This is a genomic window from Pedobacter sp. ASV1-7 (assembly GCF_040203335.1).
In the GTDB taxonomy this organism is placed as follows: domain Bacteria; phylum Bacteroidota; class Bacteroidia; order Sphingobacteriales; family Sphingobacteriaceae; genus Pedobacter.
This window is the reverse complement of the sequence record NZ_JBEHBV010000009.1, coordinates 174,428-189,867: the sequence shown is the minus strand read 5'-3', so window position 1 is coordinate 189,867 and position 15,440 is coordinate 174,428. Positions and strand designations below refer to the sequence as shown.

Here is a 15,440-nt window from a genome sequence, read left to right as displayed (position 1 = left end):
ACACATTAATAACCAGGATTATTAGGTTTCAGATTAGGGTTTATAATTTCATCTTCTTCTGGTATCGGGCTCCAGATTTTTGTATCAGTAACATTATCTACAAGTTGAATAGCACCGTTTCTATTCCATACCCCACGGGTAGTGGAAATGGCTTTAATAGTAGACTGATACCTGTTAAATCTGACCAGGTCAAATTTTCGCTGCTGTTCAAAACACAACTCTCTGGAACGCTCATCCAGCAATTCCTCGACAAAATCCGTTTTGCGGTAAGCCGTCTGTAGTTTACCCACATCGGTTGAGCGGGACTTTATCAAAGCGCGACTTCTTACCACCTTAAGTACTTCTCGACCAGCTGCATCACCATTTATATGAGCTACAGCTTCAGCATGTAGCAGCATAATATCAGCGAGGCGAAGCAGCGGATAATTCCCATAATAAACATCATCATGTTTAGCTTCGGTTTTCAATAACCGGAATTTGTTTCCACAATAGTCACCATCAACAGCTTCTCCGTTTACAAGTTTCAATTTTGAAGGCTGATAATAAACCTGATTATCGATGGTTTCTGTTACTGGTTCAGTACCTAAACCTCCTACAACCCAGTTCGCACGGGCATCGTATAAGGAGTCATAACGGGAATACAGTTCCTGAGTTGGCCTGCATGTTCCCCAGCCACCGCCATAAGAACCTGCTGGCAACAGATAAAAGTTTAACGCAAAGCCTATTTTTTTCTGAGGAGAAGGTGTCAGAGAGAACAGTATCTCTTCTTTTTGCTTATTTACTGATCCCTCACAAAATAACAACCTATAATCAGCGGTCAGATTTAAACCACTTTTGTTAATAATATTCTGGCTTAGCGCATCTGCCTTTGCATAACTATCATTTATATCGACCCAATCAAAGCTGTTTAAAGGGAAATTAAGTCCTTTCCCAGTGTCATACTTTTTACAACTTGCAATATAACAATACAACTTAGCCAGATATCCTCCAGCTGCCCATTTAGAAGCCCTTCCTGAGTTTATCAACTTTTCATCAGGCAAATTATCATATGCAAATTGCAGATCATCAATTGATTGTTTCATCACTTCTTCCAACGTATTTCGTTTCTGCTTAAGATCGTGCGGAATACTGTTAAATACCGGAACCCCTCCATAAATCATACCCATGTAATAGTAATGCCAGCCCCTCAAAAATCTCGCTTCTGCTTTTATCTGCATTTTACGCGATTCGGGCATATCAATCTTATCAATCTGCGATAACAGCAGGTTGATACTGTATAAACCTGAATACACCTTAGCCCATAAATTTTTTATTGTCAGATTACTTTTCACAACCCTTCCAAATAAAAACTGGTCCATATTGGCTTCAGCATCAGGGGTAGAATATGGATTCCCTATAATTTCATCAGTGCCTACATCAGCAATTAGAAACACACCAGTACGCCCATTAACAGAATAACTATCCTGCAATAAACCGTAACAACCAGTCAATGCTGCTTCTGCATCATTCTGATCTTTATAAAAATTGGCGATAGAGGTAAATGACAATGGCTCACTATCCAGGTATTTGGAACAACCTGTTGAGATCCCAAACAATAAGATCATTACTGCGTAAAGTATTTTTTTCATGTTCAAAATCTTTAAAATGTGATGTTAAAACCTATAGAATGAGCAGCTGCCCTTGGGTAACCAATGGTATCAAAATTGGTTAGCAATGGATTCCCTGAATCAACCTCTGGCGTAAATCCGCTATATTTAGTTAAAGTAAAGAGATTGATTCCTGAATAGTATATCTTAGCAGCTCCCAAACCAAGTTTCTTAGTAAAACTTATTGGCAATCTGTAAGCCAAAGAAACATTTTGAAGTCTTGCATAAGATGCATCTTCAACATAGTAACTATTGGGTTGGGCGGCCAGTGAATTATAGTAACCTTCGTCAGAATAAGCAGGGTATTCGTTCGTTGGATTTGAAGGTGTCCATCTGTTGTTCCAGAATTTTTTAGTGATGTTATAGTATTCACCGGGACTAGAGCCTTCCAATTCAAACTTGGTAGAATTAAATATCTCTCCACCAAGAGAATAAGTAATGAATACATTCAGATCAAAGTTTTTATAACTGAAACTGTTGCCAAAGCCACCAAAAAGTAAGGGCTGACTGTTACCAATGATTTTTTTATCACTTTCTGTAATCTTGTTATCTGCTGAATTATCGATATTATTAAACTTAAATGTTCCTGGGCGCGGCTTAGCTATAGCGCTAGGATCAACTACTCCAGACTTTAACACCCAGTTTCTCTCCTGCCATGCGATATTTGGGTCGTTGTCTGGTAACAGACCTGTTTTATCTATCCAGCCAGAAAAATCACTTTCCTGATATACACCAACCATCTCATATCCATACATCACACCAATTGGCTGGTTCACCATAATCCTGCCGACAACGTTTTGTTTGATGTATGAAGTTGTCCATGAGCCCGCACCTACCGGAGCTACCGACAGGTTATCCCCAATAATCAAAACTTTGTTTCTATTTAAGCTAAGTGTTAAGCTGCTGTTCCAGCTAAAATTATCGGCTACAATATTCTTTGTATTTAAAGCCAGTTCGACCCCTTTATTGCTAATCTTTCCTAGGTTTTGCCATTGAGTTTTAAATCCGGACTGTGCAGGAATAATGGCATTATACAACATATCTGTTGTGATTTTATTATAAAGGTCGAACGTGATATCCAATCTCTTATTTAAAAAAGAGATATCTAAACCTGCGTTATACTGCACTGTTGTTTCCCATTTCAAATTCGGATTAGGCAACGATACTGGCACCAGACCAAACTGATCTCCGTAAAATGAATTGCCCATTCTGGCCATGTACTGAAATTCTGGAATATTTGAATTTCCCGTCTGTCCGTAACTTAACCGCAATTTTAAATTATCAAACAGAGTCTGTTTCTTCATAAAATTCTCTTCAGAAATTCGCCATCCAAAAGCCATTGAAGGGAAATAACCGTATCTATTGTTCTCACCAAAACGATCTGAACCATCCAGACGAATGCTACCTGTAAGCAAATACTTCCCTCTGTGATCATAGTTCAACCTACCCAGATAAGAGATTCTTTTAGTTTGTCCTGCTCCCGAAGTTGCATCTTCCAACGTAATACCTTTACTGATATCATGGATCCCGGTAGTCTCATCAGAGAAATTACTTTTGATGATAGAGCTGTTTCTATACCCACTTCCACTAAGTTCAAAAACACTCAGTGCACTGATTTTAGAATTATTTTTTAGCATTTTGTCATAACTCAAGGTGTTGATGTTAGACCAGCCCATCCACTCTGTGTTGTTAATTGCAGCTCTTCCTTTTAAGTAATAACCCCATGGTGTATCTTTTCCATAAAATTCATTCACTTTTGAATTTACAATCACACCATTTAACATGGTTCCAACGTATAGTCCTTCTATTAGCTTATAGTTTAAAACAAGATTAGCGCCTACATTTGGTGTAGAAATGTCCCGGTCTATATGTTCCAGGTTTTCAGTTGGTTTCTTCCAGCCACCCTGAGTTTGTAATGCAAGCGGATTCTGGAACACCAATGGTCGTGATATAATAGCAGCCTGTGTAACCCCAATATTGCCATATCCGTCGCCCGATTGTACAGCACCGTTATATTTAGAGTAAGATCCGTTAAGAGAAAGCGACATAATAAATCTGTTCTTATTGTGATCCAGTCTTAAACGGGTATTGTACCTCGAATAATCATTATTGATAAACAAGCCATCTTCCTTATTATACCCCACGCTTCCAAAAAACTTGGTATACTTAGTTCCACCAGTTACTGACAAATTATGATCTTTAGCGTATGCTGTACGATACATTTCGTCCTGCCAATTATATTCCGGCAAAGCATAAACATCTCTTGGGATCATTTCTGAAGGTTCGGTTTTACCTGCATTGGTAAAGAAAAGATAATCGTTAAAGTAACCATAGGTAATCCTTTTCCCGTCGGGCATCAATACCCAGTCTTTCCGATAATCAATCCATTCATCACCATTCAACATTTCCAACCTCTTTGCAGGATAAGAAATGCCCATACGACCATCGTAGGTAACCATAGACTCTCCTTCTTTTCCCTGTCTGGTGGTGATAATAATAACTCCATTGGCACCTCTTGACCCATATATTGCTGTAGAAGAAGCATCTTTTAAAACTTCAACAGAGACAATATCAGCAGGATTAATAGAGTTCAGCGGGTCTCTTCTTGAATTTGCCCCAAACTTAGAATTGGCAATAGGTGCCTCGCTTTCGTTAACAGGGACACCATCAATGACAAACAAAGGTCTGCTTTCGCCAGTCAGGGAATTTGCACCACGAATAATAATCTTTGATCCCGATCCTGGTTCACCTGAACCTGACGTAATCTGGAGACCTGCCACACGCCCCTGCATACTATTCACAAAGGAACTTTGTCTGGATTGATCAAAAACATCAGCTTTGACTGTTGATACGGAACCGGTAAGGTCTCTTTTTTTAACACTTCCATATCCTACCACTACTACTTCATCGAGCTTTAGGTGGGCAGGAATCATCATTACATTAATTGTACTCCGTCCGTTAATGTTAATCAGCGTATCAGCAAATCCCACAAAAGAGAACTTTAGAGTACCTTTAGTGGCTTTAATGTTATAGCGACCATTTACATCCGTTTGTGTGGCAGTAGAACTTCCGTTTAAAAGAACAGTAACTCCTTTTAAAGGTTGGTTATCTATCAGGTTGGTAACCTGGCCGGAAATAACCTCCTGATTAAGGTCATTTACCCGACTTGCTTTTAACACAATGGTCTTGTTCTTAATTGTATAAGAGATATTCTGGCCATCTAAAGTTTGATTTAGGACAATTGACAACGGTGCATTTTTAAAATTCGCGTTGATGGTCTTGTTTTCATCAAATTTTTCTGCTGGCCAGACCACATTATAGCCCATTTGCATTCTGATTTCTGCAAATATTTCTTTAATAGTGGTGTTCTTCTTAGCAAATGACATAGTTTGTGCATTACCCGCAGCACTTACCTGCATGATCATTGCTATTAATACTATGGTGGTGACTCGCATAATCAGCAGTAATTTATGGACATACCTTTTGGGCACACCAATTTTTTTGGTCTTTTTTTTATACATTTGGTTAGTTTGTTTAATGTGAATACGATCCAATTTTATTGACGTCATCCAGACTTTTAAGCCAGTCGTGTTGCAACCACAACTGGCTTTTTTATGCGCTCTGGATAACTCTTTTAGTAGTTATTCCATAACCATAATACTCCTTCCTTTTATTTTAAAATGTGCTAACTCGGTTAATTCTAAAACTTCAAGCACCTCAGTAACTGTACTAAAACGCGATACCGTGCCTCCTAATAATTTCGATTTTAGTTTTTCGTCTTCAAATACAACATCCACATCGTACCAACGGGATAGTTTTCGCATAATACTTTCCAAACTTTCCTTATTAAAGATAAACATGCCATTTTTCCAGTCGATTGCATCCATTGCATCTACATTTCTAATTACAATAGTATTGCCGGCTATCGCTTGCTGACCAGGCCTCAATACATATGAAGCCGGATTATTACCTTTTAACTGGCTAAGCTTTATGGCGCCTTCCAATAATGTTGTTTTTACGGCTCTTTCGTCCGGATAACTGTTGACGTTAAAATGAGTACCAAGCACTTCTATTTCCTGTCCGTTGCTACGCACAATGAATGGTTTCATTTTATTTTTAGCTACCTCAAAATAAGCTTCCCCGATCAACTCAACGTTACGTTGTTTACTTTGGCTAAACGATGCAGGAAATTTAAGTTCTGATGAAGCATTAAGCCATACTTTGGTACCATCGGATAATATAATCTGATAAGTGCCACCTCTTGGGGTACTTGCTTTCAATAGGCCTGAATAGAATTGATCAGACGAATGTTGACTATCATTATTGTTAGTCACTCCACTACCATCGTTATAAGTTACGTTTTCTGCGTCTATAACTACACCACTTTTATCATCACTTAGGGTAATGCTCTTACCATTAGATAAGGTAAGTACAGCCGTATTTTTGCCAGGCTTAATCTCGGTGGCTATTGCATTATTTCTCTTTTTATCTATTGATACACGATTAGATTTGTTAAAGAAAAAAAAGACTCCCAGACATAACAACAAAGATGCTGCAACAGAATAATATGGCCATAAACGTTTTGTTTTTAATGGGTTGATCGCTAAATCGATCCGCATCTCCTGTTCAGCTTGCTCAAGTTCCGTTTCTGTTAAATGCGAATGATTGGCGCTGTTCAAATTGAAATACCATTGTTCAAATAGCAATTTCTCTTCTTGATTGCAAGTGCCATCCGCATACTTACGCAACAGTTCTTTAGCTTTTAACTCATTCATTTGATTCCCGTATTTATATCTGATTAAACTATAAGTCGGTCAACTCGGGTTTCGGGGGGATAAGAAATCAGAATATTTTAAAGAATAATCCTAAAAAAGCCACAAGACCTAATTTAACCCGTAATATTCTTAAAGCTTTTTTTACCTGATCTTTGACCGTTTGCTCAGAAAGTGATAATTTTTCAGCAATTTCTTTATGACTCAATTGCTCAAATCGACTCATTCTAAAGATCTCTTGCATACGCGGTGGCAATGCAGATATTTCTTCTTCAATAATTTCTTTTAGCTGCTTTTCTCTGATCAGATGATCTGTATTGACTTCTTGAGGCTTATCGATGAAGGTTTGCAATGATTGAATATAATGATGTCGCACCTGTTTTCTGGATAGAAAATCAGCAATCTTATAACGAACAGCAACAAAAAGATACCCAATCAGATTATGCTCGGGTAGCGATTGTTCTCTTTTTGCCCATAAAGCATAAAAAACTTCGGAGACAATATCCTTCGCATCTTCGCGCTCGCGAAGTTTATTATAGGCATGACTATAAAGCAATTTATTATATCTAAAAAATATTTCAGCATACGCCCTTTTATCACCCTTAGCTAACAAGGTAACAAGTTCTGCATCCTGAAAATCCTGATATAAGTTCTTCATTTGATTAGTCCAATAAAACTAGAGAAATAAATGGCAATGTTATCTAATTATTTCCTAAAAAAGAATTTCTACAATTGTACTCTTTTTTGGCAAAAAAATTGGCTATTGGAGATTCTGATCTTCGAACTCATGACCTTATTCCTCCTTAGTCATCAATAGCTGTGCTTAATTGTCTGCGGTTGACGGGTTAGCTCGCCACTTTTTTTAACCGGAGTACAAATCCCTTCTCTGAGGTACAATTCCGTAAAAGAACAGGCTAAATTACGCTGAAAATCAAAAACCTGTCAGCAACAAAAAACCGCTATAGGTCTTATCTATAGCGGTTTTCTCAAAATTTTGTGTGACTTATTTGGGGCTATTTAGGCACCTTACTTTCCGATACAGAACTTACTAAATATATTTTCAAGCAAATCATCCGTAGTAACCTGACCTGTAATCTCACCAAGGTAATGTAATGCCTGCTTAATATCCATTGCAAGGAAATCCGAGGTCACCGGATTACTAAGTCCCGCAGCAACATTATTTAAAGCATTACGCGTCCTTTGTAACGCTTCTACATGTCTGATATTAGTTACCATGGTATGGTTATCAGAAAGCTTATCACCTACTGCTGTATTGTACAACAACTCTTTCAGCTCTTCTATATTCTGATATTCTTTAGCCGAAATAGATATAAACTCAATATCTGATGGCAGTTTCAACTCTTTTAATCTGTCGCTATAAGAAAGGTCCATTTTATTCGCAACCGCTATAAAAGCTATCCCCGGCTTATGTAAACTCATGATGTCATCTCTTACTTCGGTTGCCGAAGTATTAACCACATCAAATAAATATACCAATACGGCCGACTGGTTGATCTTCTGCATGGTTTTCTCTACACCGATCGCTTCAATCTTATCTGTAGCCTCACGAATACCTGCGGTATCAATCAACCTGAAATTAATGCCATTGATATTCAATACCTCTTCAATGGTATCTCTGGTAGTTCCTGCAATTTCACTTACAATAGCGCGATCTTCATTCAACAAAGCATTCAGCAATGTTGATTTACCTGCATTTGGTCGGCCAGCAATAACAGTATTGATACCCATTTTAATTACATTACCTAATTCGAACGAGCGGATCAGCTTATTCAGAACCAAAGTAATCTTATCAATCAGCGCTTGTAACTGATCTCTATTTGCAAACTCTACATCTTCTTCTGCAAAATCTAGCTCCAGCTCTATCATAGATGCGAAATGAATCAACTGCTCACGCAATACATTCAATTCCGTACTAAAACCTCCCCTTAATTGGTTCATGGCAACGCTATGCGCAGCTGCAGAATCTGATGAGATAAGATCTGCTACCGCCTCTGCCTGAGATAGATCTAATCCCCCATTTAAGAATGCTCTTAACGTAAACTCACCTGGTTTAGCTGCTGATGCTCCTTTACGGATTAACAGGTTAATGATCTGTTGAATGATGTAATTGGAACCATGGCAGGAAATCTCTACCGTGTTTTCTTTGGTATAGGACTTAGGGGCCACAAACAAACTCACAAGAACCTCATCTATAACTACATTACCATCTTTAATTAAACCAAAATGTATAGTATGTGAATCCTGTTTCTCCAGATCTTTACCACTAAAAACAGAGTTCATAATGGTAATGGCATCCTTCCCTGAAAGGCGGATTACTCCTATAGCACCCACTCCGGGTGGCGTAGATAAGGCAACTATAGTTTCGTTTGTAATCATGAATATTCTTCTTTAAATTTAATTTGTGGCACAAAATTAGCCAAACATTCGATACCTTATAGTTTTATACGTTCAAAAATCAAACAAATTACGAATGAAAGACATGCCACTTACCGTTAGACGGTCAATTGAATTATTGGGAATTGCGCTTATCGGAGCACTCCTGGTAATTGGAAATGACATCATTATGCCTATAATAATGGCCTTTTTTATCAGTATTGTACTTTTACCTGTATTCAGGACTTTGAGAAGATATAAAGTTCCGGAGATTGCTGCCATTATTTTGCCAATCCTTCTGCTGGCCATTTTTATTGGCCTGATTGTATGGTTTTTCTCGGCCCAGTTCGCAACTCTAGTTAATGAATTTCCCGAAATCAAGAAAAATGTAAGTTCGCATTTAAATTCAATCAGCGCCTGGATCAGTAGCGTAAGCGACTTCTCGACGACAGAGCAGGTGAAGTTTATTAATGATAAAAGTAACGATCTTTTAGGTATGGCAGGTAAAGCTGCCAGCGGCGCTGCTGTAACCTTAAGTTCTGTTTTTGTATTTATGGGCCTGTTGCCTATTTACATCTACCTGATGTTGTTTTATAAAGACATTTTACTTCGTTTCATCTTTATGTGGTTTAAAACAGAACACCACCCTAGAGTTAAAGATGCGATCTACGAAACGGAGTCGATCATTAAAAGTTATCTGGTAGGTTTACTGATACAGGTGACCTATATGACGATTCTATTGGGTGGGATATTGCTTTTGGTAGGCATCAAGCATGCATTGCTGATTGGGGTAATCTTTGCCATCTTAAACCTTATTCCATACGTTGGTGCTTTAATCGGAAACATCATTGGTGTATTGCTCACCTTAACTTCATCTACAGAACTTTGGCCGGTAATTACCGTTCTTTTAGTTATAGCAGGAGTTCAGTTCCTTGACAATAACATATTAATGCCCAGAATTGTAGGTTCTAAAGTAAAGATCAATGCACTGTTTGCGATTTTAGGTGTAATTATAGGTGGTAGTATTGCCGGGGTCTCCGGAATGTTCCTCGCCTTACCTATCATAGCGGTGTTAAAAATCATCTTCGACAGAACTGATTCCTTTAAACAATGGGGAGTTCTATTGGGTGATGAAAGGCCTTCAAAAAGCCCCATGACTTTCGCTTCCTTTAGGAAAAAGAAGCCGATAGCTACGAAGCCAGGTGTAGAAAAAACAAAAGAGAAGGAATAATCCTTCTCTTTTGTTTTAATAGCTTATGTATTGATTAAAATAACGTTTTACAAACGCATTTTACATACGCTCTGGCACGGTAATTCCCAATATGTTCATACCGTTCTTCAAGATGTTTGCAGTTACAAAGCTTAAGTTTAAACGGTGTTTCTTAACCGCTTCGTTCTCTTCTTTGATAATCGGTGGAGTTTCATGATAAAACTTGTTGAACATCTTAGCTACCTCGTATAGATAATTAGCTAATAAAGCCGGACTATGCGATTTGGCGGCCGATTGGATCTCTGATGGGTATTTTCCCAACAGCATGACCATTTCGAGCTCTGTAGGCGTAATAACAGCATCAGCAACACCAGCATAAGCGAAATCATAGTTTGCTTTTTGCAATAAGGACTTAATCCTTGCGTGTGTGTACTGTATAAACGGTCCTGTATTACCCTGGAAGTCTATTGACTCTGCAGGGTCAAACAGCAATCTCTTTTTAGGTTCTACCTTAAGCAGGAAGTATTTTAAAGCACCCATACCGATGTTATAGTACAATTGTTCCTTCTCTTGCTCGTCAAAGTCATTCACTTTACCTAAAGCTTCTGTCTTGGCTTTTGCAGTTTCAATCATCTCTGCAACCAGATCATCTGCATCTACAACAGTTCCTTCACGTGATTTCATCTTACCGCTAGGCAAATCGACCATACCGTACGATAAATGATGCAATCCTTTGGCCCAGCTTTTACCTAGCTTCTCTAAGATCAGGAACAACACTTTAAAGTGATAATCCTGTTCGTTACCTACCACATAGATAGATTCGTCCATTTTGAAATCATCATACTTCATTTGTGCTGTACCTAAATCCTGCGTAATGTATACCGATGTACCATCAGCACGAAGTACCAGTTTCTGATCTAAGCCATCTGCTGTAAGGTCAATCCATACTGAACCGTCTGGTTTTTTAAAGAAAACACCTTTTTCCAGTCCTTCCTCAACTGTCCCTTTACCTAACAGGTAGGTATTGCTTTCGTAATAGTATTTATCAAAATCAACACCCAGGTTTTTATAAGACACTTCGAAGCCATCATACACCCAGCCATTCATCTTTTTCCAAAGATCAATAACCTCAGGCACGCCGGCTTCCCAGTCTTGCAGCATTTTCTGTGCTTCCTTGATTAATGGCGCATTCTTTTTAGCTTCTTCTTCTGTTTGCCCCTCTAGCTTTAAAGCATCAATTTCCTTTTTATACTCCTTGTCGAATATAACGTAGTACTTTCCTACCAGGTGATCACCTTTTAGCAATGAGCTTTCTGGCGTTTCGCCATTCCCCCATTTTTGCCAAGCCAGCATCGATTTACAGATGTGAATTCCCCTGTCGTTTACCAGATTTACTTTCACCACATCATAGCCGCTTGCTTTTAGCAGCTCCGCTACTGAATAACCCAACAGGTTATTTCTAACGTGCCCTAAGTGCAAAGGCTTGTTGGTATTTGGCGAAGAGTATTCAACCATCACCTTTTTGCCATTTGGAATAACCGCTCCAAATGAAGGATTTAGCAAACTTGAGTTAAAGAGATTGATCCAGTAAGCATCTGAAATGATGAGGTTCAAAAATCCTTTAACGACATTAAAACCAGTAATATCTTCAATATGTTTTACCAGGTATTCGCCCAGATCAGTTGCCGTAGCTTCTGGCGATTTTTTAGAAAAGCGTACTACAGGAAATACAACTATAGTGATCTGACCTTCAAATTCAGCTCTTGTATCCTGTAAGCTTACCTGACTCTCAGGCAATTCCTGATTGTATAATTCTTTTACCGCAGCAACAGTTGCTGTAATAATATGTTGTTCGATGTTCATAATACTAATAATCCCCAAATCTACTATTCGTTTCTGAAAGCGTTGGTGGCTTTAATTAAAATTTCAAAGGCATGCTCTGCCATTTGGTTTTCGCGGTCTAAGGTGGGGTTTACTTCCACTATTTCAAAACAGCAAACCTTTTGATTGGTTAGCAGCCCTGACATTAACTTACCCGCTTCTCTTTCTGTTAATCCCTGCGCTACCGGCGTTCCTGTCCCACGGGATGTTGTAGGGTCGAGAGAATCTACATCAAAGGACACGTAAATGATATCGCAGTGATCCAGATACTGAAGCGTCTCTATTACTGTACGCTCTACACCTCTTTTCCGCAAATCCGCAGTAGTTATATTTTTAACCTTATGTTTTTTCAGCAAGTGAGCTTCCGGCTTTTCCATATCTCTGGCCGAAATCAGCACCAGATCGCTATAATGAATTTTTGGTGCAATGTTTCCAACGTTTTTCAGCTGATACCAATAGTTGATAGTCTCCTGATCTAACTTATTCACTTTCGCGTCTAAATTATCTTCATCCAAAGCTATAGCCAGGGGCATTCCGTGCATATTTCCGGAGGGCGTTGTGTAAGGAGAATGTAAATCTGCATGTGCATCTATCCAGATCACCCCTAATTTTAACTTGGGATTTGCTGCTTTTATACCAGCAATTGTACCTGCAGCAGTGCTATGATCACCAGCCAAAACAACAGGAAACTCACCTTTAACCAGTGTTGAACTTACCTCGTCACTTACCCGCTCTACCATAGTCAATATCCCCGAAATGCGCTTTGCAAAGGGACTACCGGTGCCTTCAAGCAATAAATGGTTCTCATTAGGAACCTCTACAGACTTATGTTTCTTAAAAAACCTGCTCCCAAAATCCAATGCTGCAATCTTAATTGCATCCACCCCCAGACTGGAGCCTCGTGTACCGGCGCCGATCTCAGATTTTACCTCAATTATTTTTAAAGTCTTAGTCATAAAAAAAAATACGGGTGTATTTTATAAAGTGTTTATCTTTGAGCCCAAAATTAACTTAATTTTATTTGCCAAACCCTAAATAATAGTTCAAAAATAAAAAAATGCAGAGTTACTCCGAATTTCTTGATCTAAGTGTTGGTTTCCCTCAGGAAGGTTACAACGTTATAGACGACGAGTTATATTTTCAAGATCTCAATTTAATGGAGATGATAGAAACTTATGGTACGCCATTACGTTTCACCTACCTTCCCATGATCAGCAAGAAAATTCAGCAGGCCAAATTATTGTTCCAGACCGCCATCATCAAAAACAATTACCGTGGCGATTATAAATACTGCTACTGTACCAAGAGCTCACACTTCAGACATATTGTTGAAGAGGCGCTTAAAAATGGCATTCACCTGGAAACGTCTTCTGCATTTGATATGCCGATGATTGAGGCACTCGAAAAAAAAGGCGCCTTAACCAAAGATATTACAGTGATCTGTAATGGTTTTAAGACCTACCAGTACAAGCAATACATCATCGATATGTTGCATGATGGATACAAAAATATTATCCCTGTATTAGACAACAAAGAGGAGTTTAACCTATTTGATGATGAGGTTGAGTTAGATACACCTTGCAACTTAGGTATCCGTATTGCAGCTGAGGAACAGCCTGATTCACAATTCTATACTTCGCGTTTAGGTGTACGTTTGGAAGATGTAATCGACTTTTACAACAATAAGATCTCTGCAAACCCTAATTTCAGGGTTAAATTGCTACACTTCTTTATCAACTCTGGTATTACTGATTCTCCATATTACTGGAACGAACTAGAGAAGTATGTAACCTTATATTGCAAATTCAAAAAGATCAATCCTGAGTTAGATACTTTAGATATTGGTGGTGGTATGCCATTTAAAGACTCTTTAGTATTTGATTTCGATTACGAATACATGGTAAATGAGATCGTAAAACGTATTAAGGAAATCTGCGCTGAACATGATGTTGTTGAACCGGATATCATTACTGAATTTGGAAAATACACTGTTGCTGAGGCATCTGGTATTTTATATAAGGTACTGGGACGTAAACAACAGAACGACAGAGAGAAATGGTTGATGCTAGATGGATCTTTTATCACCAACTTACCTGATGTTTGGGCATTAAATCAGAAATATATCCTCCTTCCTATCAACAATTGGGATGCGGAATACGAAAGGGTAAACCTTGGAGGTATTACTTGCGATGGACAGGATTATTACAATCAGGAAGCGCATATGAATAGTGTGTTTATGCCTAAGACACGTAAGGTTCAGTACTTAGGTTTCTTTAACACGGGGGCTTATCAAGAAGTATTGAGTGGTTATGGTGGTATTCACCACTGCCTATTGCCAAGTCCGAAACATGTGATCATTCGTCGTAACCGCGATGAGACATTCAACTTCGAAGTGTTTGGCGAAGAGCAAAATAGTAAACAGGTATTGAAAATTCTGGGTTACACCTAGGATTCAATCGAAATAACAGCAAGTATAAAGCCCTGGAAGACTTCTTCCAGGGCTTTTTGTTTTTAACAGTTGCTCTTACGAGCCTCTTAATTAACGCGCCTTTTCAAGCACTTTCGCAATTTCGGTAAAACCACTTAACCTGGCATGCTGCAATGCTGTAACGCCGTTCTTATCTGGTATATTAACATCAGATCCTGCATCAACAAGGATCTGAACAATCTTAACAAACTTCTCACTACCATTTCCAAGCACAACAGCCTCCATTAAGGCAGTCCATCCTAAGCGGTTCACATGATCTATAGGGAAACCTTTTGTATTAGCCAATACCTTGACCGTCTCAATATACCCTCTTTCACAAGCAGGAATCAATGCAGTTCCATTGTATCGGTTAAAAAGATCAAAGCGTGCTCCGTTTGCCAGATACAACTTTACCAGTTCAGTCTGCCCCTGCGCTCCGGCAAGTAAAAAAGGACTATCTGATCTAACGTCCTGCTGATTTACATTGGCACCATGTGACACCAGTAGCTGTGCCATTTTCAAATCATCGTTTTCTGTTGCGATAAGTAAAAGGTTCTTGTCATACCTGTCTTTTGAATTTACATCTGCACCTTTTTTCAACGCTGCCTCAACGGCTGTATATTGTTTGTTTTTTACTGCTTCTATTATTGAACTTTGGTTCACCTCCATACTGTAATTACTTTCCTTTGTTTTTAAAGATTTACTAGAATCAACACCATTACATTTGTCCAGCCCAAAGAAAGAAAAGGCCGACAAAACCACCATCAACATTAAGCTAAACATATGCATCATCATATCAATTTTTGTAAAACTAAGGAAAGCAGATGGCTAAAACAATGTTACAACAGAAACGTGACGACAAGATTAGAGGTACTAATTCAAGTATAAAGTTTATATTTAAGTAAATATCATAAATATATTGATATATAGATAAATAAAATTTCATAAAATCAACGTAATTAAACGTATAACTTTTTGTTATACGTTGTTTTTTGACAAAAACAGCCAATAAAAGCATATACTAAAACCGAACAGAATAAATTGCTGAATACAAGCAAACGCATTAAGTA

10 protein-coding genes are annotated in these 15,440 nt (G+C 38.4%); 2 read left to right on the top strand and 8 right to left on the bottom strand.

Annotation, left to right across the window (positions count from 1 at the left end):
• Positions 1–5 precede the first annotated feature (5 nt).
• The 5 genes from ABDJ41_RS19540 to mnmE form a co-directional block, all read right to left on the bottom strand.
• Positions 6–1,628 (bottom strand): RagB/SusD family nutrient uptake outer membrane protein, encoded by a 1,623-nt coding sequence (locus ABDJ41_RS19540; RefSeq protein ID WP_349787793.1) that lies wholly within the window; start codon positions 1,626–1,628, stop codon positions 6–8.
• Between the two features lie 11 nt (positions 1,629–1,639).
• Positions 1,640–5,167, bottom strand: a complete 3,528-nt coding sequence (locus tag ABDJ41_RS19535) for a TonB-dependent receptor (RefSeq protein WP_349787792.1) — start codon at positions 5,165–5,167, stop codon at positions 1,640–1,642.
• A gap of 120 nt (positions 5,168–5,287) precedes the next feature.
• Complete coding sequence (locus ABDJ41_RS19530) at positions 5,288–6,421, bottom strand: FecR family protein (RefSeq protein ID WP_349787790.1); 1,134 nt, start codon at positions 6,419–6,421, stop codon at positions 5,288–5,290.
• Between the two features lie 67 nt (positions 6,422–6,488).
• Positions 6,489–7,076: an RNA polymerase sigma factor gene (locus ABDJ41_RS19525; protein ID WP_349787789.1), complete on the bottom strand. Its 588-nt coding sequence runs from the start codon at positions 7,074–7,076 to the stop codon at positions 6,489–6,491.
• Positions 7,077–7,444: 368 nt separating this feature from the next.
• Positions 7,445–8,815 (bottom strand): tRNA uridine-5-carboxymethylaminomethyl(34) synthesis GTPase MnmE, encoded by a 1,371-nt coding sequence (mnmE, locus tag ABDJ41_RS19520; protein WP_349787788.1) that lies wholly within the window; start codon positions 8,813–8,815, stop codon positions 7,445–7,447.
• Between the two features lie 94 nt (positions 8,816–8,909).
• Between mnmE and ABDJ41_RS19515 the strand changes: the two genes are divergently transcribed.
• Complete coding sequence (locus tag ABDJ41_RS19515; RefSeq protein WP_349787787.1) at positions 8,910–10,043, top strand: AI-2E family transporter; 1,134 nt, start codon at positions 8,910–8,912, stop codon at positions 10,041–10,043.
• A gap of 60 nt (positions 10,044–10,103) precedes the next feature.
• Here the strand turns inward: ABDJ41_RS19515 and argS are convergent, their stop codons facing one another.
• A complete protein-coding gene (gene argS, locus ABDJ41_RS19510; RefSeq protein ID WP_349787786.1) occupies positions 10,104–11,885 on the bottom strand; it encodes an arginine--tRNA ligase in 1,782 nt (593 codons plus the stop codon).
• Positions 11,886–11,908: 23 nt separating this feature from the next.
• Entirely contained in the window at positions 11,909–12,859 is a 951-nt protein-coding gene (locus tag ABDJ41_RS19505; RefSeq protein WP_349787785.1) for an arginase, read from the bottom strand.
• Between the two features lie 101 nt (positions 12,860–12,960).
• On the opposite strand from ABDJ41_RS19505, the gene ABDJ41_RS19500 reads away from it, so the two are divergent.
• Positions 12,961–14,352: an arginine decarboxylase gene (locus ABDJ41_RS19500; protein WP_349787784.1), complete on the top strand. Its 1,392-nt coding sequence runs from the start codon at positions 12,961–12,963 to the stop codon at positions 14,350–14,352.
• Positions 14,353–14,442: 90 nt separating this feature from the next.
• Here the strand turns inward: ABDJ41_RS19500 and ABDJ41_RS19495 are convergent, their stop codons facing one another.
• A complete protein-coding gene (locus ABDJ41_RS19495; RefSeq protein WP_349787783.1) occupies positions 14,443–15,165 on the bottom strand; it encodes an ankyrin repeat domain-containing protein in 723 nt (240 codons plus the stop codon).
• Between the last annotated feature and the right edge of the window lie 275 nt (positions 15,166–15,440).